This window comes from Lentzea roselyniae (genome assembly GCF_039537795.1).
GTDB classification, from domain to species: Bacteria; Actinomycetota; Actinomycetes; order Mycobacteriales; family Pseudonocardiaceae; genus Lentzea; species Lentzea atacamensis.
In genome coordinates this window covers 137,169-158,722 of record NZ_BAABBE010000004.1, presented here as the reverse complement: position 1 = coordinate 158,722, position 21,554 = coordinate 137,169, and the positions used below count along the sequence as shown (strand labels likewise).

Annotated in this window: 22 protein-coding genes; 12 read left to right on the top strand and 10 right to left on the bottom strand. The window is 69.2% G+C overall.

Annotation, left to right across the window (positions count from 1 at the left end):
* Positions 1–10: 10 nt before the first annotated feature.
* The gene (locus tag ABFX45_RS08270; RefSeq protein ID WP_109632422.1) at positions 11–808 is read right to left on the bottom strand and encodes a PaaX family transcriptional regulator; all 798 of its coding nucleotides are present in this window, start codon (positions 806–808) and stop codon (positions 11–13) included.
* A gap of 209 nt (positions 809–1,017) precedes the next feature.
* On the opposite strand from ABFX45_RS08270, the gene ABFX45_RS08265 reads away from it, so the two are divergent.
* The 3 genes from ABFX45_RS08265 to ABFX45_RS08255 all read left to right on the top strand — a co-directional run bounded on the left by ABFX45_RS08265 (position 1,018) and on the right by ABFX45_RS08255 (position 4,536).
* Positions 1,018–1,185: a DUF3117 domain-containing protein gene (locus ABFX45_RS08265; protein WP_065914675.1), complete on the top strand. Its 168-nt coding sequence runs from the start codon at positions 1,018–1,020 to the stop codon at positions 1,183–1,185.
* Between the two features lie 251 nt (positions 1,186–1,436).
* Complete coding sequence (locus ABFX45_RS08260; protein ID WP_428834106.1) at positions 1,437–2,858, top strand: leucyl aminopeptidase family protein; 1,422 nt, start codon at positions 1,437–1,439, stop codon at positions 2,856–2,858.
* A gap of 79 nt (positions 2,859–2,937) precedes the next feature.
* A complete protein-coding gene (locus ABFX45_RS08255) occupies positions 2,938–4,536 on the top strand; it encodes an amidohydrolase family protein (protein WP_215732497.1) in 1,599 nt (532 codons plus the stop codon).
* On the opposite strand, the gene ABFX45_RS08250 is transcribed toward ABFX45_RS08255, so the two are convergent.
* Positions 4,510–5,412: a LysR family transcriptional regulator gene (locus ABFX45_RS08250; protein WP_233439211.1), complete on the bottom strand. Its 903-nt coding sequence runs from the start codon at positions 5,410–5,412 to the stop codon at positions 4,510–4,512. The two genes, ABFX45_RS08255 and ABFX45_RS08250, sit on opposite strands and share 27 nt — an antisense overlap.
* Positions 5,413–5,464: 52 nt before the next feature.
* Here ABFX45_RS08250 and ABFX45_RS08245 point away from each other — a divergent pair, with 52 nt between their 5' ends.
* Positions 5,465–6,805 (top strand): MFS transporter, encoded by a 1,341-nt coding sequence (locus tag ABFX45_RS08245; protein WP_233439212.1) that lies wholly within the window; start codon positions 5,465–5,467, stop codon positions 6,803–6,805.
* A gap of 1,328 nt (positions 6,806–8,133) precedes the next feature.
* Here the strand turns inward: ABFX45_RS08245 and glgA are convergent.
* The gene (gene glgA, locus ABFX45_RS08240; RefSeq protein ID WP_109633242.1) at positions 8,134–9,285 is read right to left on the bottom strand and encodes a glycogen synthase; all 1,152 of its coding nucleotides are present in this window, start codon (positions 9,283–9,285) and stop codon (positions 8,134–8,136) included.
* 88 nt (positions 9,286–9,373) lie between these two features.
* Between glgA and glgC the strand changes: the two genes are divergently transcribed.
* On the top strand, positions 9,374–10,588 hold the full coding sequence (gene glgC, locus ABFX45_RS08235; protein WP_109632435.1) for a glucose-1-phosphate adenylyltransferase: 1,215 nt from the start codon (positions 9,374–9,376) through the stop codon (positions 10,586–10,588).
* A 151-nt stretch (positions 10,589–10,739) separates the two neighbouring features.
* On the opposite strand, the gene ABFX45_RS08230 is transcribed toward glgC, so the two are convergent.
* Entirely contained in the window at positions 10,740–11,450 is a 711-nt protein-coding gene (locus ABFX45_RS08230; protein ID WP_346128764.1) for a hypothetical protein, read from the bottom strand.
* 554 nt (positions 11,451–12,004) lie between these two features.
* On the bottom strand, positions 12,005–12,637 hold the full coding sequence (locus ABFX45_RS08225) for an O-methyltransferase (RefSeq protein WP_109632439.1): 633 nt from the start codon (positions 12,635–12,637) through the stop codon (positions 12,005–12,007).
* 198 nt (positions 12,638–12,835) lie between these two features.
* Here ABFX45_RS08225 and sigE point away from each other — a divergent pair, with 198 nt between their 5' ends.
* The 5 genes from sigE to ABFX45_RS08200 all read left to right on the top strand — a co-directional run bounded on the left by sigE (position 12,836) and on the right by ABFX45_RS08200 (position 16,415).
* Positions 12,836–13,438 (top strand): RNA polymerase sigma factor SigE, encoded by a 603-nt coding sequence (gene sigE, locus ABFX45_RS08220; protein WP_030472993.1) that lies wholly within the window; start codon positions 12,836–12,838, stop codon positions 13,436–13,438.
* Entirely contained in the window at positions 13,435–13,968 is a 534-nt protein-coding gene (locus ABFX45_RS08215; protein WP_233439213.1) for an anti-sigma factor, read from the top strand. Before sigE ends, ABFX45_RS08215 begins: the two co-directional genes overlap by 4 nt.
* Before the next feature lie 65 nt (positions 13,969–14,033).
* Positions 14,034–15,554: a S1C family serine protease gene (locus ABFX45_RS08210; RefSeq protein ID WP_109632441.1), complete on the top strand. Its 1,521-nt coding sequence runs from the start codon at positions 14,034–14,036 to the stop codon at positions 15,552–15,554.
* A 17-nt stretch (positions 15,555–15,571) separates the two neighbouring features.
* Entirely contained in the window at positions 15,572–15,943 is a 372-nt protein-coding gene (tatB, locus tag ABFX45_RS08205) for a Sec-independent protein translocase protein TatB (protein ID WP_109632443.1), read from the top strand.
* A 25-nt stretch (positions 15,944–15,968) separates the two neighbouring features.
* Positions 15,969–16,415, top strand: a complete 447-nt coding sequence (locus tag ABFX45_RS08200) for a hypothetical protein (RefSeq protein WP_346128760.1) — start codon at positions 15,969–15,971, stop codon at positions 16,413–16,415.
* Here ABFX45_RS08200 and ABFX45_RS08195 read toward each other — a convergent pair.
* Complete coding sequence (locus ABFX45_RS08195; protein ID WP_346128758.1) at positions 16,412–17,557, bottom strand: Mrp/NBP35 family ATP-binding protein; 1,146 nt, start codon at positions 17,555–17,557, stop codon at positions 16,412–16,414. The two genes, ABFX45_RS08200 and ABFX45_RS08195, sit on opposite strands and share 4 nt — an antisense overlap.
* A gap of 73 nt (positions 17,558–17,630) precedes the next feature.
* Here ABFX45_RS08195 and ABFX45_RS08190 point away from each other — a divergent pair, with 73 nt between their 5' ends.
* Together ABFX45_RS08190 and ABFX45_RS08185 are read left to right on the top strand one after the other, a co-directional pair.
* A complete protein-coding gene (locus tag ABFX45_RS08190) occupies positions 17,631–18,128 on the top strand; it encodes a MarR family winged helix-turn-helix transcriptional regulator (protein ID WP_233439214.1) in 498 nt (165 codons plus the stop codon).
* Entirely contained in the window at positions 18,125–18,523 is a 399-nt protein-coding gene (locus tag ABFX45_RS08185; protein ID WP_346128755.1) for an NUDIX hydrolase, read from the top strand. Before ABFX45_RS08190 ends, ABFX45_RS08185 begins: the two co-directional genes overlap by 4 nt.
* A 15-nt stretch (positions 18,524–18,538) precedes the next feature.
* On the opposite strand, the gene ABFX45_RS08180 is transcribed toward ABFX45_RS08185, so the two are convergent.
* The 4 genes from ABFX45_RS08180 to ABFX45_RS08165 are packed head-to-tail and all read right to left on the bottom strand — an operon-like array spanning position 18,539 to position 21,456.
* Positions 18,539–19,024 carry a DUF1003 domain-containing protein gene (locus ABFX45_RS08180; protein WP_109632451.1) on the bottom strand — a complete coding sequence of 162 codons (486 nt, stop codon included), beginning with the start codon at positions 19,022–19,024 and terminating at the stop codon, positions 18,539–18,541.
* Positions 19,017–20,270, bottom strand: a complete 1,254-nt coding sequence (locus ABFX45_RS08175) for a magnesium transporter MgtE N-terminal domain-containing protein (RefSeq protein ID WP_109632453.1) — start codon at positions 20,268–20,270, stop codon at positions 19,017–19,019. Before ABFX45_RS08175 ends, ABFX45_RS08180 begins: the two co-directional genes overlap by 8 nt.
* A 14-nt stretch (positions 20,271–20,284) precedes the next feature.
* Complete coding sequence (locus tag ABFX45_RS08170; protein ID WP_109632455.1) at positions 20,285–21,121, bottom strand: aminoglycoside phosphotransferase family protein; 837 nt, start codon at positions 21,119–21,121, stop codon at positions 20,285–20,287.
* Positions 21,118–21,456 carry a hypothetical protein gene (locus ABFX45_RS08165; protein ID WP_346128751.1) on the bottom strand — a complete coding sequence of 113 codons (339 nt, stop codon included), beginning with the start codon at positions 21,454–21,456 and terminating at the stop codon, positions 21,118–21,120. Before ABFX45_RS08165 ends, ABFX45_RS08170 begins: the two co-directional genes overlap by 4 nt.
* Between the last annotated feature and the right edge of the window lie 98 nt (positions 21,457–21,554).

Below are 21,554 nucleotides of genomic sequence, written 5' to 3'. Positions count from 1 at the left end.
TGGACCTCCATCAAGCAGTGGAAACGTTGCGAACCGGCCGCAGGCACTCGTCGACGAAACGACTCGTGCCCGGTGCCAGCCGCAGTGTCTGTTCGTCGAAGAACGACGCTGCCGCGTGCCCCGGCCAGTCCGGTGGCAACAGTTCAGCAGGAAGACCGGGATCGCGGAACAGGAACTTGCGCCACGCGTGCAGCAGCTGCTGTGACGCCGCGAACGCCGCCGCGTCGTCGGTTTCGTCCACAACGGACACCTGCGGCTGCCAGTGCGCGACGAAGGCGGCGTAGTCGCGGCCGAGTTCGGCCAGGTCCCAGGCCTTCGCCGCGAGCTCGGCGTCCCCGCCGTCGTGTGAACCGTGAAAAGTTCGTGCGAGAACTCCCTCGGCGGCGAGCACGTCGGCCAGTTCCGGCGACGGGCGGGGCGCGATCCACGTCACAGGGCCGAGCGCGCCGTAGCCGAGCAGCTGCAGCTCCGAAGCCAGGTGGTCCCGCGAGTCGCGGCCGGGCATCTCCTCCAGCACCACGACGTGCCAGCGACCGTCCCACGTGGACGGCCCGGTGCGGTAGATGCGGGCGGCGGCCTCGTCGAGCCTTCGTTCCCCGCGAGGTGTCATCGCGTAGCCAGGCCCGTCGGGCAGCCGCACGGGATGCAGCCAGCCCTGCCTGACCGTCCGGGAAACAGCCGTGCGCACGGCCGGCGCGGCGAATCCCAGGGGCTCGAGCAGCCGGACGAGGGCGGCGATGGTGGCGGCACCACCTCGTTCGCGCAGGTGGCCGCCGTAGACGTCGAAGAGCGCGGAACGGGCTCGCACCCGGCCCAGTCTGTCACGACACGACCGGCCGTGCCGAAAGTGTTGCGTTGTCGTGAAAAGGGGTACTGATCAGGGTGAAAGCAAGATCAACAAATGTCACCCGAACTCGCCAAAAGATCGGTTCGGTTTCGCCCCTGAGTCGCGATAGGGGAGAATGGAGCAGATCCGGCCTGGCCGGACGGGGAAGATGTTGACGGAGGGAGCACGCGATGGCGGCCATGAAGCCCCGGACCGGCGACGGTCCCCTCGAGGTCACCAAGGAGGGACGCGGCATCGTCATGCGCGTGCCGCTCGAGGGTGGTGGGCGCCTCGTCGTCGAAATGTCGGCGGACGAGGCCAGCGCCTTGGGCGACGCGCTGAAGGCCGCCGCCGGCTGAGGCCTCCCGGCGAGAAGCACCAGAAACACCGAGCCCCGGTTTCCGCTGTGAGTTCCACAGTGGAGGCCGGGGCATCGCTTCGTTCCGGCGGTGCTGTGACAGCCCGCGCCCGACGCTCTGCAGGGCACCTCGACGCACCCGTCTGAACGTCGAAATACGGGGCGAAAGCAGACGGCCACAGCACCTGGGGGAAACTTGGCGGTCACAAATTCATGGGGAGAGGGTCAGTCGTGGGGTCGACGGTTCCGTCAGTGCCAACCAAGCTCGTGGACGTCGAGGTGGCCACCACCTCGCGCCGCAACGTCCCTGTGGTCGTGCTCGCGGCCACGGGTCCGGCGCTGGGGCCGGGTGGCGACGGCATCGACGTGTCCGATCTCACCGGCAAGGCCGGTGAGACGGTGCGCCACGGCGAGTCGTGGACGCTCGGTGTCGGCACGGGCACGCTCAGCGACTACCGCGTGGCGGGTGCGGCGCTGGTTCGCGCGCTGAGCGGCGAGGACGCCCCCAGGACCACCGACGTGCTGCTGACCCCGGACTTCGACGCCGAGAAGGTGCGTGCGTTCGTGCTGGGCGCCGCGCTCGGCGGCTACCGCTTCAAGGTCACCGGCGAGGTCGCCCCGAAGCGCGTCGGTTCGCTGCGGCTCGTCACCGGCGACACCGGCTTCGAAGAGGTGCTGACCTCGGCCGCGCTGAAGGCCCACGCGCTGGCCACGGCCACCTCGCTCGCCCGAGATCTCGCGAACGCGCCGTCCAACGTCAAGGACCCGCGCTGGCTCGCGACCACCGCCGCCAAGCTCGCCGAGAAGGTCGACGGGCTGTCCGCCGTCGTGCGCGACGAGAAGTGGCTGCGGCAGCAGGGCTTCGGCGGCGTGCTCGCGGTCGGTGGCGGTTCCTCCCGTCCGCCGCGGTTCCTGGAGCTGACCTACGACGGCGGCGGCAGCAACGCTCCGCACCTGGTGTTCGTCGGCAAGGGCATCACGTTCGACACCGGCGGCATCTCGGTGAAGCCCGCCGACGGCATGCACCTGATGCGCACCGACATGGCCGGCGGCGGCGCGGTGATCTCCGCGCTGATGGCCGTGGCCCGCAGGCAGCTGTCGATCAAGGTCACCGGGCTCGTGCCGTGTGCGGAGAACCACGTGAGCGGCTCGTCGTACCGGCCGGGCGACGTCGTGCGGCACTACGGCGGCGCGACCACCGAGGTGCAGAACACCGACGCCGAGGGCCGCATGGTGCTGGCCGACGCGATGGCGTACGCGGTGAAGAACCTCAAGCCGGACCTGCTCGTGGACGTGGCGACGCTGACCGGCGCGATGAAGGTGTCGCTCGGCCTGCGCACGGGTGCCGTGTTCACCGCGGACGACTCGCTGGCCGTGGACGTGATCGACGCGGGTGAGCGGGCCGGGGAGAAGTGGTGGCGGATGCCGCTGCTGGAAGAGCACGTCGAGGCCGTCAACAGCGAGATCGCGGACTACAAGCAGTGCCCGCCCGGCCCCGGTGGCATCACGGCGGCGCTGTTCCTGCAGAAGTTCGCGGGTGACGTGCCGTGGGCGCACCTCGACATCGCGGGCCCCGCCCGTTCGGAGAAGGTCTACGACGAGGTCGTCGCGGGCGCCACGGGCTTCAGCGCGCGCACGCTCGTCGAGCTGGCCGAAAGGTTCGCGCGGCACTGAGTTACCGACGATCAGACCATATGAGACGCGGCAGTTCCGGGGCATGATGTGGTCTCCCTCACGTCCCCTGGAGCTACTCGTGATCCTTCGACTCGTCCTCGCCGCGACGCTGTTCGTCGCCGCCTTAGCCCCTGCCTCGGCGAGCAGCCCCTGGTGGGAGCCGGTGGCGAGGCCCGCGCAGGACTCGCAGATCAACGTGACCGGGGAGCCGTTCAAGGGCACTGACGACCAGGGCCGGGTGCGCGGGTTCGTCGACGCGCACAACCACCTGATGACCAACGAGGCGTTCGGCGGTCGGCTGATCTGCGGCAAGCCGTTCTCCGAGCAGGGGGCGGCCGACGCGTTGAAGGACTGCCCCGAGCACCACCCCGCGGGGCTCGGCGCGATCTTCGAGGCGCTGGTGACGTCGGACTTCGACGGGCACGACCCGGTGGGCTGGCCGACGTTCAGGGACTGGCCGTCCTACAAGACCGTCTCGCACCAGCAGAACTACTACGCCTGGCTGGAACGGGCGTGGCGCGGCGGGCAGCGCGTGCTGGTCACCGACCTGACCAGCAACGCCGAGCTGTGCGTGATCTACCCGTTCAAGGACCGCTCGTGCGACGAGATGACGTCGGTGCGGCTGCAGGCCCAGCGCACGTACGAGCTCCAGGCCTTCGTCGACAAGCAGTTCGGCGGGCCCGGCAAGGGCTGGTTCCGCATCGTCACCTCGCCGGAGCAGGCCAGGGACGTGATCGAACAGGGCAAGCTCGCCGTCGTGCTCGGCATCGAGACCTCTGAGCTCTTCGGCTGCCGGCAGGTGCTCGACCTCCCGCTGTGCAGCAAGGCCGCCATCGACCGCGGGCTGGACGAGGTCCACGCGCTCGGTGTCCGCAGCATCTTCCTGTGCCACAAGTACGACAACGCGTTGTGCGGCGTGCGGTTCGACTCCGGTGTGCAGGGCGGCGTGATCAACGCGGCGCAGTTCCTCCGCACGGGCACGTGGTGGAAGACCGAGAAGTGCGCGGGCCCGCAGCAGGACAACCCGATCGGCGTCGCCCCGGCGAACGCGCTGATCCCGGCCAGCGCCGTCGCACCGGCGTACGACCCGGCGAAGCGGTGCAACGTGCGCGGGCTGACGTCGCTCGGCGAGTACGCCGTGCAGGGCATGATGAAGCGGCACATGATGATCGAGATCGACCACATGAGCGTGAAGGCCGCGTCTCGCACGCTGGACCTGGCGACGCGGGCCCGCTACCCCGGCATCCTGTCGAGCCACAGCTGGATGGACGCGCAGTGGACCGAGAAGGTCTACCAGCTCGGCGGTTTCGTCGCGTCGTACGAGTTCGACGCCGAAGGGTTCGTCTCGCAGGCCGCCTCCACCGCGGCGCTGCGCCAGAAGTACGGCGTGGGTCTCGGGTTCGGCACCGACTACAACGGCGTGGGCTCGCACCCGTCGCCGCGCACCGGCGTCACCTACCCGTTCCGGAGCTTCCCGGACGGGCCTCTCGTCGACCGGCAGCGCACCGGTGAGCGCGTGTGGGACATCAACACCGACGGTGGCGCGCACGTCGGGCTCGTGCCGGACTGGGTCGAGCAGGTGCGCAGGCTCGGTGGTGACCAGCTCGTGCAGGAGCTGCTCGGCGGGGCCGAGTCGTACCTGCGGACGTGGTCAGGGACTCAGCGCTGGACCTCGTGAGCCGCTGAGGGCGTGGTCGCGGAAAGCGCGTACCGCGGGCGGCAACGGGCGGTCCTTCAGCCAGGCCAGCCCGAAGACGCGGCCCGCCCGCGGGGTCAGCGGCAGTTCCCGCAGCCCGGCAGGCGGCGTGGTCTCGGCGTGCGTGAGGAGCGCGACGCCGAGACCCGCCGCGACCAGGCCCCTGACCGTCTCGATCTCCTGGCTCTCGAACGCGATCCTGGGCGTGAAGCCGGCCTTCGCGAACATGTCGTCGGTGATCTGCCTGAGGCCGTAGCCGTGCTCCAGCACGATGAGCTCCTCGTCCGCCAGGTCCTTGAGCCGCACGGCCTTCCTGGTGGCGAGGCGGTGCGTGGACGGCACGACGACGATCAGTTCCTGCTCGAACAGGACCTCGGAGGAGAACTCGGGGCCGTCGGGCGGCGGGGCGACCAGCGCGAGGTCGATCTCGCCCTGCAGCAGCTTCTCCACCACCGTGTAGCGGGCGTTCTGGACCAGGCCGAACCGGACGTGCGGGTGCTCCGCGCGGAACCCGCGGACCAGCTCCGGCACCACGGACCGGCCGAGCATGTGCAGGAAGCCCAGCACCACCCGGCCCTTCTCCGGGTCGAGCTCCTCCTCCACCGCGCGCAGGCCGGGTTCGAGCGCCGCGAGTGATCTCGTCGCGGCCTCCGCCAGCAGACGCCCTGCGCGGGTGAGCCGGACGCGCCGCCCGGTTCTGACGACGATCGGCGCGCCGAGCTGGTCGCCGAGCTCCGCGAGCCAGCGGCTGACCGTCGGCTGGGGGAGTCCGACGCGTTCTGCGGCACGGGTCACGTGCTCGTCGGCGGCAAGCGCTTTCAGCACTGCCAGCTTCGGGGCCAGATCCAATTCGTCCACGTATTGATTTTGCCGCATTTCCGTATTGGACGTATGGCTTAGCGTCGAAGGCGTGAACAGGTTGACCGCGTCCATCGCCGCATCGGGGCTCGCATGCTTCGCATTGCTGTACGCGCCGCAACCGGTGCTGCCGCAAATCGCCGCCGAGTACGGCCTCGGACCGGGTGGCGCGTCGCTCGCGATGTCCGCGGCGACGCTGGCGCTGGCCGTGGTGGTCGTGCCGGTGGCGATGCTGTCGGAACGGGTGGGGCGCCGGCGGGTGATCGTGGTCAGCGTCCTGCTGGCGGGTGTGCTGGGCGTGGTGCTGCCGTTCGCGCCGGACTACGACGTCTTCCTCGTGCTGCGGGTGCTGCAGGGCATCGCGGCGGCCGGTGTGCCCGCGGCGTCGATGGCGTACCTCGCTGACGAGCTCGACAAGGGCAGGCTCGGCGCCGCGATGGGCGCCATGATCGCCGGCAACAGCGTGGGCGGCATGGTCGGCCGCCTGCTCTCGGGCACGACCGCGGACTGGCTGGGCTGGCGCGGATCCATCCTGCTCAGCGGTGTCGTAGGGCTCGCGGCCGCGCTGGTCGTCGTCTTCTTCCTGCCTCGTGCCCGGGTAGCGCCGAAGCGGGCGCCACGCGGCATGAAGGCGGCGCTGAAGGACCCGGTGCTGCTCTCGCTGTACGTGGTCTCCGTGCTGATGGTCGGCGCGTTCATCTCGTTCTACAACGTCGCGGGCTTCCAGCTGACCGGCCCGTCGTGGCTGGAGTCGCTGGTCTTCCTCTTCTACGCGTTCGGCAGCACGTCGGCGGCGTTCGCGGGCAGGCTGGCCGACCGGCTCGGACGCGGACGCGTGCTGCTCATGACCATCGGGGTGGTGGCGGTGGGCACGGTCGCGAGCCTGCTGTGGGTGCCGCTCGGGCTGGCCGTCGTCACCGCCGGCTTCTTCGCCTCGCACGCCATCGCGAGCAGCTGGGTCGGCGCGCGGGCTCCCGCCCACGCCCGCGGCCACGCGTCCGGGCTGTACCTGTGCGGGTTCTACGTCGGCAGCAGCGTCGGGGGCACGTCCGGCAGCACCGCGTACGGCGAGTGGGGCTGGGGCGGGCTCGTGCTGGTGATCGTCGGCTGGCTGGCGCTCGCCGCGATGCTGGTGGTGTGTTCACAATCCTCGCCAGTCAGTTTCGCGCCCAGTGGGGCACCTCCTGGACACGAAATGGACCGACGAGGGTTCGTGAACACACCACCAGTTCAGAACTCCAGGGCGAGGGTGATGCGCGAGTCGACGGGTGAGACCGCGGTCTTGCCCACGCGCGGCAGCACCGGTTCGCCCGTCTCCACGCCGACCGAGACCGAGCGGGTGTCGGCGGGCACCTCGACCACGATTGCGAACGGCAGCGGGCCGCCGTCGTAGCGGGCGCCGACCTGTGGCGCGGTGGAACCGTCCTGGAGCTTGACGGTGATCAGGTCCTTGGTCATGCTGCCGCCCGCGGTGTCGGGCAGGTTGCCGGTGGCCTCGAGCCGCACCTCCAGCAACGCCTTGTCCTGCGCGGAGATCGTGGCCACGTCGTACTGGCTCTCGCCGAGCTTGATCGGGCGCTGCCGGCCGAGCCGGACACCGGTGACCTTCATGCCGAGCTCGCGGTCGCCGAAGCGGATCTTCTGCGTCGCCTCGTGGAACTGGCCGGGGGCGGCGGCGCGCTGCAGCACGTGCGGAGGGTTGTCGGTGCGTCTGCCGGACGGGAGCTCGACGCGCTGCTCCAGAGACTTGGCGCCGAGCGAGCCGAGGGCGAGCGTCTCGGTGCCCTGCTGCGGGTCGGGGACCGTGTAGACCACGAACACCGAGCCGTTGGCGGGGAGGCGGTCGGCGGGCAGCGGCTGGCGCTTGCCCGGCAGCTCCAGCGCGAGCTCGGACGGCTGCGGGGCGAAACCCTGCCAGTTGGTGCGGTGGAAGCCGCTGTCCGTCTCGTAGGGCTTCTCGACCTTCATCCTGAGCACGCGCAGCCGCGAGCCGGGCTCGGCGCGCAGGGTGCCTTCCGCCGTGTACCAGATGTCCGGGTTCGCCCACCCGTTGATCGCGGTGGCGAGCAGGTCGTCGCGCAGCTTGATGTCAACGTTGCCAAGGCCGAGGTCCGGGTTGGAGCGCTTGCCGTCGTCGGGCAGCACGGCGAGGAAGTCGCGGCCGGCGGTGAGGTCCTGCTGCTTCTTCGGGTCGAACTCCTTGCCGTCGGTGCGGACGAGCTTCCCGTCCGGCGTGCTGCGGTGGCCCTTCTCCGGCACCTGCGGCGACTGCACCTCGTAGCGGACCTCGTCACCGTTCTTGGTGACCTTCTTCAACGGCACGGGCACCCAGTCGGTGGACGCACCGGTGCCCGGCACCTGGACCGGTCCGCACCACAGTCGTTTGTCCACCTCGGACTCGAGGCCGGTCTTGGCGAACCAGCAGCTGACCGCCGCCGCGCCAGCCCGTGCCACGTAGCCGTACTCCAGCGTGTACGCCAGCTGGGCCTCGGCCTGTGCCTGCAGGTCGGAGGCGTCGGCGAGCTTCATGCCGTCGACGGTGAGCTGCACGGCCGTCGGTTGTGGCTTGGCGGCTGTGGCGCATCCAGTCACTGCGAGGAGGACCGTCAGACCCAGCACCGCACACCGCACAGTCTCGCGCCCCTCACCATTTGAAACCATCAGGTCACTACTGGTTAAAGGCGGCGTTCACACTTTGGGGTTGCCCCAGCTGGGTGTGTCTCAAATCACACTGCGGTAGACCTCCACGGTCTGCTCAGCCATGGCGGACCACGAGAACTCCTGCTCAGCGCGCTTGCGTCCGGCCGCACCGAAACGCCGTGCGCGCCCGGGATCGGCGAGGAGTTCGTTGATCGACTCGGCGAGTTGAAGTCGATATGTCGACAAATCGCGGTCGTCGTAGTGGACCAGGAGCCCCGTTTCGCCGTGCGCGACGACCTCCGGGATGCCGCCGACGTCACTCGCGACGACGGCCGTGCCGCACGCCATCGCCTCCAGGTTCACGATGCCGAGCGGCTCGTAGACCGACGGGCACACGAAGACGGTCGCGTGGCTGAGGATCTGCCGCACCTCGGCCGGCTGCAGCATCTGCTGGATCCAGAAGACGCCTTCCCTCGTCGCCGCGAGCTCCGTCACGGCCCGTTTCGTCTCCTCGGCGATCTCCGGGGTGTCCGGCGCTCCCGCGCACAGCACGATCTGCGCGGCGGGGTCGATGTGGTGCGCGGCGGCGACGAGGTGGCCGACACCTTTCTGCCGGGTGATCCGCCCCACGAACGCCACGACCGGTTTTTCGGGATCGATGCCGCGCGAGGTGAGCGCGTCCGTCTCGGTCACCGGGCGGTAGGCCGCGGAATCAATCCCGTTGCGGACCACGTGCACCTTGGCCGGATCCAGCGCGGGGTAGGCGTCGAGCACGTCCGCGCGCATGCCGTCGCTCACGGCGATGATCGCGTCCGCGTGTTCGTACGCGGTCCGCTCCGCCCACGACGAGATCCGGTACCCGCCGCCGAGCTGCTCGGCCTTCCACGGCCGGCGCGGCTCCAGCGAGTGCGCCGTCACCACGTGGGGGATGCCGTGCAGGAGTTTGGCCAGGTGACCGCCCATGTTGGCGTACCAGGTGTGCGAATGCACGAGGTTTGCCGTGGACACCGCCGAGGCCATCTCAAGATCGACCGCGAGGGTCGTGAGGGCCGCGTTCGCCTGCTCCAGGCTGTGCGGGGGATTGTGAGCGGTCGCATCCGATCTCGGTGCACCGAAGCAGTGCACGTCGACGTCGACCAGTTCGCGAAGATGGGGCACGAGGAATCCCACGTGCACACCAGCGCCACCGTAGACCTCAGGCGGGTACTCCCGCGTCATGAGCGCAACTCGCACGCCTCCACCGTAGATCACTGCGGTACTTGTTGGGACGAACCAGTTTGCGTCTGGTTGAAGCGCGATCGCACAGATAGGGTCACATACCGTGAAGGGGCAGCCGCACGTTCTCGGAATTGTGCTTGCCGGTGGTGAAGGCAAGCGCCTGTGGCCACTGACGGCCGACCGCGCGAAACCGGCTGTGCCCTTCGGGGGCAACTACCGGCTGGTCGACTTCGTGCTGTCGAACCTGGTCAACGCGGGGCTCGCGAAGCTCTGCGTGCTGACGCAGTACAAGTCGCACTCGCTGGACCGCCACATCTCGACGACGTGGCGCCTGTCCAATGTGCTCGGTCAGTACGTGACGCCTGTGCCGGCCCAGCAACGCCTGGGTCCCCGCTGGTACACGGGCTCCGCCGACGCGATCTTCCAGTCGCTGAACCTCGTCCACGACGAGAAGCCCGACCACGTGGTGATCTTCGGTGCCGACCACGTGTACCGGATGGACCCCGGTCAGATGATCTCGCAGCACGTCGAGTCCGGCGCGGCGGTGACCGTCGCCGGCATCCGGGTGCCGCGGACTGAGGCCAAGGCGTTCGGCTGCATCGACACGGATGCCTCCGGCAAGATCACGCGGTTCCTGGAGAAGCCGTCCGAGCCACCGCACGTGCCTGACGATCCCGATGTGACTTTCGCTTCGATGGGCAACTACGTCTTCACCACCGAAGCGCTGCTGGACGCGCTGCGCGGGGATGCGTTGAATCCCGACTCGGACCACGACATGGGTGGCGACATCATCCCGATGCTCGTGGATCGCGGAAAAGCGCACGTTTACGACTTCCAGGACAACGAGGTGCCCGGCGCCACGGACCGGGATCGCGGGTACTGGCGCGATGTCGGGACGATCGACGCCTACTACGACGCACACATGGATCTGGTCTCGGTCAATCCGATTTTCAACCTGTACAACCAGCTTTGGCCGATCCGGACCGCGACGCCGCCGTTGCCGCCGGCCAAGTTCATCGCCGGTGGGTCCGCTGAGGACTCGATGGTCGGGCCCGGTTCGATCATCTCCGGGAAGATCCACGGATCGGTGATCTCCTCGGACGTCACTGTCGAGGTGGGATCGGTCGTGCAGGGGTCGGTGCTGCTGCCCGGTGTGAGGATCGGGAAGGGCGCTGTTGTCCGGCGGGCGATCCTGGACAAGAACGTCGTGGTGCCGGACGGGGCGTTGATCGGCGTGGACGCGCCGATGGACCGTGAGCGCTACACCGTTTCAGCGGGCGGCGTCACGGTCCTCGGCAAGGGCGTCCGGGCGTACTAGTGGCGCGTCCCGGAACGTTGGCGAGGTAATTCACGCTCAGCAGGGCACCTCGCGGCACCGCCCCCGTACAACCAGTACGAGGACGCGGGGCCAGCACCACGATCCACCCGTCTGACCGCGAATTCCCCCGGCAACCTTCCGGGCCACACCACTAGCAGCCCGTCAGCTTGCTGTCGTCCTGACCCTCGAACCGGCGACCGTCGACCGTGCGGTCCATCAGGGTCGCCGTCGTCATGCCACAGGTCAGGCCGGTCTTCGCGGTGTCGAACTGGCACACCAGATCGGCGCGGCCGTCGTCGTCGACGTCCTCACCCGGCGATCCACACCGGACGAAGCTCTGCTCGAGACCGGTCGCTCCGAAGGTGAGGCTGGTCCGGTCGACCTCCGCCACGGCGTCGAACTCCGCGGTGGAAAGGATCGCGACCGGGATCAGGCCCTCCTTCTTGGCGTTGATCGAACTCGGGAAGCTGCGCGGCTTCACGTCCGCCGGCACCCAGCGGATCGAACGGACGTCGTTGGCGCGGTTCGTGTCCTCGGGGTGCGGCTCGTCGGCCGTGATCACCGCTGTGGTGGACAGCAGATGCCTGCGATCCTCGGTGCACGCCACCGCCCAGGCCCTGGTGAACGTCGCGGACGTGCCCGCGTTGAGAACGTGTGCCTGCTGCTGGCCGGTGTCCGGGGTGACCGTGCAGTCGGCGGGCGCGCCGAAGGTCACCGTGGTCAAGGTGTGCACGGCGTCGGCCGGGCCGGCGTTCGCGACGGTGACCTTGCTCGTGCAGTCGAACGCCCTGGTCTGGTAATGGCGTTCGGTGCAGGTCAGGCGGATGTCGGAGACCGAGAGGTCGACCCGTTCGAACACCATCGACGCGGTCCGTTGCCGAGCCGTCGTTGCTGGTGGCATCGGGATCGATGACGTGCAGGTGGTCGAGCACGGCCTTCGATGACGCGGCGAAGTCGTGGTAGCTGCGGCTCGCGCAGGTCACGTTCCACTTCGACGAGACGGTGACCGGACGTTGCAGCCCGACCACCGTTCCGCATTCGTGTGGAATTGCCGGTGGCCGGTGGGTGCGTACCAGATGAAATTGCGGTTGAAGCCGCGGCCGAGGTAATAACTCTCCGCGTCCCTGATGTTCTGCGGCGTGAGTTCGGTGTGGATTCCGGGGTCGATGATGTAGGTGTCCCTGCCGCATGCGGAGTTGACCATGTCGTCACCGTTTCCCCAGCAAGGGGTAGTGGAAACGACCGGTGTCGCCAGACCTATGACCGGTATTGCGGCAGTCGCCAGTGCGGCGAGAACTCTTGTTGGTTTCACCTGAGCCCCTTTCGGGGAATGGGCTGCCCCCGGCCCTGCGGAGGGAACGTCGAATAGCCGCGATGCGCTGTTACCGCATCACTCAGGTGAGTTAACCGAATTGCTTATGGACGGCGGGCGGCGACCAGAAGACCGTCACCCAGCGGAAGGATCACCGGCACCAGCCGGTCGTCCTCCTTCACCAGGCGCGCGATGTCCCGCATCGCCTGGGTCGACTCGTCCCGCTTGCTGGGGTCGACGACGGCGCCGTGCCACAGCACGTTGTCGAACGCGATGACGCCACCGGGCCGCAGCATGCGGACGCCGTGTTCGAGGTACTGCGGGTACTCCGGCTTGTAGGCGTCGACGAACACGAGGTCGTAGGCCGCGTCGGTCAGGCGGGGGAGGACGTCCAGCGCCTTGCCCATGATCAGGCGGGTGCGCGAGGGCGAGATGCCCGCGGCCGTGTAGGCCTCGCGGGCGGCGCGCTGGTGTTCGGGAGCCACGTCGATCGAGGTCAGGATGCCCGACTGGGGCATGCCCGCGAGCAGGTAGAGGCCGCTGGTGCCCGCGCCCGTCCCGATCTCGACGACGGCTTTCGCCTGGAGGGCGGTCGCGAGGAACCGCAGGGCGGCGCCTCCGCCGGCGCCGATGGGCACACAGCCCAGTTCCTGGCCGCGTGCTCGAGCTGCCAGGTGCACGTCGTCCTCGGGGAGGTACTGCTCGACGTACTCCCGCAGGGCCGATTCCGTGGTCACGGGGTAGCAGGTTAGTGCCCCGCGTGGCCAAAACGGGTGAACACGGCCCGAACCGAGATTCTCAGGGTGCTCTCAGCCAGCTCTCACGATCGTTTTAAGGGAGCAGGAGAAGGTAAGGCAGCAAGAAGCCAGGCTCTAGACGGGAACAAGCCGGACCCGTCGTCCGTTGAGCCGCATAAGGGTCGCCGGGCGGCCCACATGGAGGTGCCGAAACACCTGATGCGCACGCAGTCGAGTTCGCCGGAGGCCGTCGCGCCCATCGAGACGGCCGACTGGACGCCGCCCTCGTGGGACGCCATCGTCCGCGAGCACGCGGACAGGGTCTACCGGCTCGCATACCGCCTTACCGGCAACCAGCACGACGCCGAGGATCTGACGCAGGAGACCTTCATCCGCGTCTTCCGGTCGCTCGCGTCGTACAAGCCGGGCACCTTCGAGGGGTGGCTGCACCGCATCACCACCAACCTCTTCCTCGACATGGCTCGCCGCCGCAGCCGCGTTCGCATGGAGGCGCTGCCCGAGGACAACGACCGCCTTGAGGGTGACGACCTGTCCCCTGAAGAGATCTACGACGAGAACCATCTCGACCCCGACCTGCAGGCCGCGCTGGACGAGCTCCCGCCGGAGTTCCGCGCCGCGGTGGTCCTGTGTGACGTGGAAGGACTCTCCTACGAGGAGATCGGTGCCACGCTCGGGGTGAAGATGGGTACCGTGAGGAGCAGGATCCATCGGGGCCGCCAGGCTCTGAAGGTCGCGCTCGAACGCCGTCGTCAGGAATCGTTGCTGGAGGACTCTGCATGACCGACCTCCGTGGTTGGGGCCTGCCTGAGCAGCACCTGTTGCCGGATGCCGTGGTCGCGTTCGTGGACGGAGAGCTGTCCTCGGTCGCACATGAGCGAGCCTCAGCGCACATCCAGCGCTGCGGCTTCTGCGCTTTCGAGACCTACACGCAGCAGCAGGCGCGCGCAGCCGTGCGCACCGCCAGCGCCCCCACGGCGTCGGCGTCGCTGCTCGACAGGCTCGGTGCCATCCCGCAGGAGGTCGACCTGCCGTCCGCTCCGGACGGGCTCGCGATCACCGAGGACGGTCAGTTCGTCGCCGTGCAACGCACCGACAAGCCCGCGTTCGGCGCGGGTCCGGTGCTGGGCTCGTCCCGGCCCCTGGGCAGCAACGGCTGGTTCAGCGGCCGCAGAGCCCGCCAGGGTGCCGGTGTCGTCGTGAGCGGCATGCTGCTCGGCGCGCTCGCGTTCACCACGCCGGAGAGCGACCCGCCCGCCGCGCCTTCCTTCGTGCCGCAGAACGCCGGCGCGGTCTTCGCGACCACCCCCTGACAGTCATTTCACTGTTCGTGGGGCACGCTGTAGTTCAGCACTCCTAGCGGAAAACTCGGGGAGAGATGAGCCAGCAGTCGCCCAACGGCCAGACGCCCACACCCGTTTCCGGAGTGGACGACGGAGCGCATCGCAGGCTCCGGCCACGGCCCCTGGTGCAGCCGCCGGTCGACCCCGCGTACGCCACCGCGTTCGGCCGCCCGGAAGGTGTCTCCGGCGCGTTCGCCACGCGCGACGTGCCCGTCCCCTCCGTTCAGTCGGCGCCGCCGCCTCCGGAGTCCCTCGCGACCGCGTTCGGCCGCCAGGGTTCGTCCGAGCTGCTGCAGCGCCCGCCGCAGCCGGTGAGCGAGCCGGATCCGGACATCGACCCCGTCTTCTGGGGTGACAAGCCCGCCGGTGACCCGTGGCGCGATCCCGCGTCCGGCGCCGTGATCGGCCCGCCCGCCGTGGGCGAGGACCCACCGGGCGAACCCGAGCGCAAGCAGGAGCCCGGTCCGCAGCTGAGCATTCCCGAGCTGCTGTTCGGCCGTCGCGTGAAGCCGACGGCCCTCACGGCGCTGGTGCTGGTGGCACTGCTCGTCGGTGCCGCCGGTGGCCTCGTCGGGTGGCTGATCGGCCGCGCCGGCAACCCGCTGACCGACTCGACGGTCACGCTGGCCGAGGTGACCGAGGGCAAGGAACGCCCAGCCGGTTCGATCTCCGACATCGCCAAGCGCGTCACGCCGAGCGTCGTGTCGATCGAGTTCAAGGGCGCCAACGTGGCGGGCGTCGGTTCCGGCGTCGTCATCGAGTCGGGCGGCTACATCCTCACCAACGACCACGTCGTCGCCCCGGCGGCCCAGGACTCGTCGGCAAAGCTCAGCGCCGTCTTCACCGACGGCACGCGCGCCCAGGCCCGCGTCGTCGGCCGCGACCCCAAGACCGACCTCGCCGTGATCAAGGTCGAGGTCACGAACCCGACGGTCCTGCAGTTCGGCAACTCCGACGAGCTCCAGGTCGGCGACAGCGTGATCGCCATCGGCTCGCCGCTGCAGCTGTCCAACACCGTCACCGAGGGCATCGTCTCCGCGCTGCACCGGCCCGTGACGGCGGCGGGCGAGAACGGCGGCCCGCAGGTCACCTACGACGCGATCCAGACGGACGCGGCCATCAACCCCGGCAACTCGGGTGGCGCGCTGGTCGACTCGCGCGGTGCCCTGGTCGGCATCAACTCCTCGATCCGCACCGAGACCGGCGGTTCCGTCGGCCTGGGCTTCGCGATCTCCGGCAACCAGGCCCGCAAGATCAGCCAGGAGCTGATCCGCAGCGGGCAGGTCAAGCACGCGGACATGAACGTCAACGTCAAGTCCGTGTCCGCCGAGACCTCCGAGGGCGCACAGGTGCAGAACGTTCCCGCCGGAGGAGCCGCGGCCGCCGCGGGCATCCAGGAGGGCGACGTGATCACCAAGGTGGGCAACCGCATGGTCCGCAACGCCGCCGAGCTGGTGGTGGCCGTCCGCGAGCACGAGATCGGCCAGACGGTCCAGGTCACGCTCGCCCGTCAGGGTCGTGAACTCAAACTCGACGTGACACTCAAGAGCGACTGAGAAGTAGGCTGAGACCTGTGTTCGACAGCATCGGATGGGTAGAGATCCTCATCATCGTCGTCGCGGGTCTCTTCGTCCTGGGGCCCGAACGCCTGCCGTCCGCCGCGGCCTGGCTCGGCAAGACGGTGCGCCAGGTCCGTGAGTACGCGACGGGCGCGCGCGAACAGCTCAAGCAGGAGATGGGGCCGGAGTTCGAGCAGCTCCGCAAGCCCCTCGAGGACCTGCGGGAGCTGCGCAACTTCGACCCGAAGCGCGCGGTCACCAAGCACCTGTTCGACGACCCGGAGCCCAAGTCGAACGGCTATCCGACGCCGGCCACGCCGTCCGCGCCCGAGCAGCGGCCGCTCGCACCTGGCGAGCGCCCGCCGTACGACCCGGACGCGACCTGAGCGGACGAGTGGCCGGGCAGGTCGCATGGCACCTTGTCCGGACGTCTACGTGCGGTTACCGCACCTGGACCGGCTTCGACTGGAGAGCTTCCTCGACGCCCACGTGACGAGCTGGCGGGAGTCGGCCGCGTGGTTGTCGGAGGACGCCTCCGACATCCTGCGAGCTGGTCTTTCCGGCTCTCCGTCCGGCGAGACGCTGTACGCCTCGCCGTCCAGCGGAGTCCGCGACACCGGCCTGAGCTTCGTGATGCTCGCGTTCCCCCGGGACTCGGGTGTCGTCCTGGGCGTGTCGGTCGACCTCGAACCGGATGAAGACGCAGCGATGACGATGGCCGAGAAGTGGTTGGTCCGGCTGATGCGTGAACTGGGCGCTCCGCAGGGATTCGTGCAGGCCGAAGAGCCGCCACCGTTGACAGAGGCCGAGTGGCAGGTCGAGATGGCGCGCGCCCTGAGTTCGCGATCCGGCTCCTAGCGACCCGCGGGGGAGACGTTGAGCAGACGACCCGCCAGGCCGCGCGACTTCACGGTCAGCTTCTTGGCGACGTCCGCCAGCACCTGAGCCGCTGCCGCCTCCGGCACCGCCTTGACGATGGGCGTGCCCGTGTCGCCGTTCTCCCGCAGCCGCGGGTCGAGCGGCACCTGGCCGAGCAGCGGCACCTCGGACCCGATGGTCTTGGACAGCGACTCCGCGACGGCCGCGCCGCCGCCGGAACCGAAGACCTCCATGCGCGAGCCGTCGGGCATCTCCATCCACGACATGTTCTCGATGACGCCCGCGACCCGCTGACGGGTCTGCAGGGCGATCGACCCGGCCCGCTCGGCCACCTCGGCGGCGGCCTGCTGCGGCGTCGTCACGACCAGGATCTCGGCGTTCGGCACCAGCTGCGCCACCGAGATCGCCACGTCACCGGTGCCCGGCGGCAGGTCGAGCAGCAGCACGTCGAGGTCACCCCAGAACACGTCCGCGAGGAACTGCTGCAACGCGCGGTGGAGCATCGGCCCGCGCCACACCACGGGCGTGTTGCCCGGCGTGAACATGCCGATCGAGATGACCTTCACGCCGTGCGACTGCGGCGGCATGATCATCTTCTCGACCTGCGTGGGACGACCGTCGACGCCCAGCATGCGCGGGATCGAGTGGCCGTAGATGTCCGCGTCGACGATGCCGACCGACAACCCGCGCTCGGCCATCGCCACGGCCAGGTTGACCGTGACCGACGACTTGCCGACGCCGCCCTTGCCGGACGCGACGCAGTACACGCGCGTCAGCGAGCCGGGCTGGGCGAACGGGATGACCGGCTCCTCGGCGCCGCCGCGCAGCGTCTTGCGCAGCTCGGTGCGCTGGGCGTCGCTCATGACGTCGAGGTCGACCCTGACCGAGGTGACGCCGTCGAGCGCCTGCACGGCACCGGTGACGTCCTTGGTGATCTTGTCCCGCATCGGGCAGCCCGCGACCGTCAGGAACACCCCGACGACCACGGCACCGTCCGCGCCCACCTCGACGTCCTTGACCATGCCGATCTCGGTGATCGGACGGCGGATTTCGGGGTCCTGCACACCGGCGAGCGCCTTGCGGACGTCCTCGACGGTGGGGAGGGGCTGCGTGGTGGTCACCCAGCCATGCTACGTCCGGTTCGCCCGTGTCCTACCGGCCGGTCACTTGAGAGCACAGGCCCAGGTCGTAGCGGTGTCGGAGCTGTCCGTAACATCGACGTCCGTGCCGGAATCGGGTAGTTCCCGGTTGCCCACCCGTGTCGAGCTAGGGGTGTGGCGATCGTTCCTCCGCGCGCATGCACGGATCACGAGGGTCCTCGAGGCCGAACTGATTGCTGAGCAGCGCCTATCGCTCGCGGCGTACGACGTGCTGGTTCAACTGGCCGAGTCGCCTTCCATGCGCATGCGCATGACAGAACTGGCCGACGCCGTCCTGCTGTCCCGATCCGGCGTGACCCGCCTGGTGGACCGCCTGGAACGCGCCGGTCTGGTCGGTCGGGAACGCGCTGACGGTGATGGACGCGGCATCGTGGCCGTGCTCACACCGCTCGGCGCGGAACGTCTGCGCAGCGCGTCCGCGACCCACCTCGCGGGCGTCGCCGAACACTTCGGGGAGAGCTTCGGGCCTGGTGAGCTCGAGGCCTTCGGCCGCACGTGCGACCGCCTGGCAGCGGACGACGTGTATCCGTGATCACCGTGGTGGGACTTGTGCACGTCGAGGCTGGCCGCCTCCTCGTTGTGCGCGCACGCAACAAGAAGGCCTTCTACCTCCCCGGCGGCAAGATCGAACCGGGTGAGTCCCCCTCCGACGCCCTGCGCAGGGAGGTCAGGGAGGAGCTCGGGATCGAGCTGGAGCAGCCGTCGGTGCTGAAGCGCTACGTCGCACCCGCCTACGGGGAGGGCGAGGGCGCGATGGTCGACATGACGTGCTTCACGGCTGATCTGCTGGGCACGCCGCAGCCCACGAGCGAGATCGCCGAACTGACCTACGTGACGCGCGACGAGTACCGGTCGCACGCCGAGACGGCACCCGCGATCCACGAGGTTCTGTCAGATCTGGTCGAGAGCGGACAGATCAGCGTGTGACGCCGGGCACAACCGTCACTGCCGGACCTTCCGGACGTTGTTCTGCTCCCTCACCAGCTTCTCCAGCTCACCCCGGATGAAGTCCCGCGTCGCCACCTCGCCCACCGCCAGCCGCAAGGCCGCGAGCTCACGGGCCAGGAACTCGGTGTCCGCCTTGGTCTGCGCCGCCCGCGCGCGGTCCTCCTCCAGCGACACCCGGTCCCGGTCGTCCTGCCGGTTCTGCGCCAGCAGGATCAACGGCGCGGCGTAAGCGGCCTGCGTCGAGAACGCCAGGTTCAGCAGGATGAACGGGTACGGGTCCCATTGCAGGGTCACGGCGAACAGGTTCAACGCGATCCAGGCGACCACGAGCAGCGTCTGCCAGAACAGGAACTTGCCCGTGCCGAGGAAGCGCGCGAGCCGTTCGGAGAACTGACCGAACGCGTCGGGGTCGATCGACAGGCGGAAGCCGCGTGGCTCACGAGGCTGGTCGAGCCGGCGCCGCGGCAGCAGTTCAGGCATGGCTCAGTCCCGTCTCGCGCCAGTTGTCCGGCAGCAGGTGGTCCAGCACGTCGTCGACGGTCACCGCGCCGAGCAGGTGCTCGTCGTCGTCGGTGACCGGTGCGCACACCAGGTTGTAGGTGGCGAAGTAGCGGGTGACGTCGCTCAGCGAGGCCGATGGCGGCAGCCGCACCAGTGAGGAGTCGAGCACGCCCGCGACCAGGTCGAACGGCGGCTCGCGCAGCAGTCGCTGGATGTGGACGCAGCCGAGATAGCGGCCGGTCGGTGTCGCGGACGGGGACCGGCACACGAAGACCATCGACGCCAGCGCCGGTGTCAGGTCGGGATTTCGCACCCGTGCCAACGCTTCCGCGATCGTCGCGTCCGGCGTGAGGATGATCGGTTCCGGCGTCATCAGACCGCCGGCGGTGTCGAACGAGTACTCGAGCAGCCGCCTGACCGGTTCGGACTCCTCCGGCTCCATCAGCTCGAGCAGCCTGTCCTTGGTGCCCTCGGACAGCTCGCCGAGCAGGTCGGCCGCGTCGTCCGGGTTCATCGCCTCCAGGATGTCCGCGGCGCGTTCCTCGTCCAGGTGCGACAGGATGTCCTTCTGGTCCTCTTCGGACAGTTCTTCGATGACGTCGGCGAGCCGTTCGTCGTCCAGCGCGTCCGCGACCTCGTGGCGGCGTTTGGGCGGAAGTTCGTGCAGCGCGTGCGCCACGTCCGCCGCGCGCATGCCCTCGAACACCGCGACGAGTTGCTGGGCGCCCTGCGGCTGGCCCGCGATCTCGTTGACGCTCAGGCCACCGACGTCCTCCCACCGGAACACCTGCGTGGGGCCCTTGAAGCCGAACCTGCCGGTGCGTTGGCGGACGGCCACCTTGACCACCCGCCAGTCGCGGGTGCGGGTGAGCTCCATCGCGGCGTCCACGACGATCGCCGTGCCGCCGTCGGCGAGCTGGATCTTGGCGTCGAGCAGCTCGCCGATCACCATCACCTCGTTGACGCGCTGGTGGAACGGCCGCAGGTTCACCGACCCCGTCGCGAGCGTGACGGCGTTCGGCTCGATCGAGGTGAGCCGCAGCATCGGCACGAAGATGCGCCGGCGCGTCACCAGTTCCACGACCATGCCGAGCACGCGCGGCGGCTGGCGGTCGATCCGGAGACTGATCACGACGTCGCGGGCCCTGCCGATCGGTTCGCCGTCGGGACCGAAGACGGGAAGCCCGGCCAGCTGAGCGATGTAAACCCGGTTCACAGCCACCACATGACCAGGCTAGATCAGGTTCTGACCGCCCACCCGGCGATCTCGGCGCAGTTCTCCGCTACGTCCCCCAAATCCTCTTCCAGCGCCCAGATCCAGTTCGCGACCGCGCGGTACAGCGTCCAGTCGCGTGCCTTCGCCACGTCCAGCTCGCCCGCGTCGCACAGCGCCAGGAACCGGCCGGTCAGCCCCTTCCGGCCGTCCATCTCGTCAAACCTGTTCCACAGCAACGGAATCATGCAGTACTCGGGATCGCCGGACAGCGGCTTCGGGTCGATCATCAGCCACGGTTCGCGGTCGCCGCGCAGCACGTTCTCGTAGTGCAGGTCCTCGTTCACGAGGGTGGTGCCCATCGGCCTGCTGTCGGCAACATCACGTGCCGCGTCGAGCAGCTTGCGGGGGATCGCCGGGTGATCGGCCAGCTCACCGGAGAACCGGCGGATCTCGCCGGGCGCCTGGATCGCGCGGTGGCGGCGCAGCAGCTCGCCGATCACGGCGACCGCCAGCTCGATCGGCTCGTCGTCGAGCGAGTGCGGGTACAGCCTTTCCAGCAACAACGCGCCGAGCTCCTCGTCGAAGCCGAGCAGCTGCACGGCGCCGTTGCCGTCGTAGAGCCGGAGTGCGAGCGGTTCGTGCTTCGTCTCCTCGTCGATCCAGGTCAGCTTGAGCACGGCGGGGTGCCCGTCCGCCCGGCGAACCGGGAGGACGACCGCGCAGAACCCGTTCATCAGCGCGCCGTCCGGGGTGAGCCGCCACCGCGCGCACGCCTTGGTGGCGAGCGCCGGCAGTTTCGCGACCCATTCCGGGGCGCCTTCGCCGAGACCCGCGCCGAAGCCGTCCGGAACGGTGATCATGCGCTGAACTCCAGGCGGTACACGGCTTCCCAGTCCGGCTTGGTGTTGAGTCTGGCCGTTCTGAGTGCCTGCGCCGTCTCCTCGTCGGGCTCGGTCAGGTGCGCGGTGGCGGTGACGTCGATGAGGTGCGAGTGCGTGCTGGGGGAGCGCACGGTGACGGTGACCTGCGACTGGTCCGCGAGACCCGGCACCTCCTGCTCGGTACCGCCGGTGATGACCCAGAGCGCGTCGTCACGCCAGTGCGCGTGCACGAGGCGGGGTTCGTGGCCGGGTGAGGTGATCCACACGGCGGCCGCCTTTCGCAGCGCAGCGTCCAGGATTCGAGTGATCTCCACCGGTTCAGCCTGCCAGGGTTTGTGAAACGGGACTCAGCGAATATGCGCTCGGAAGCGGTGCGTGCCACTGTGGCCCACACAGTTACCGGCCGGTACGA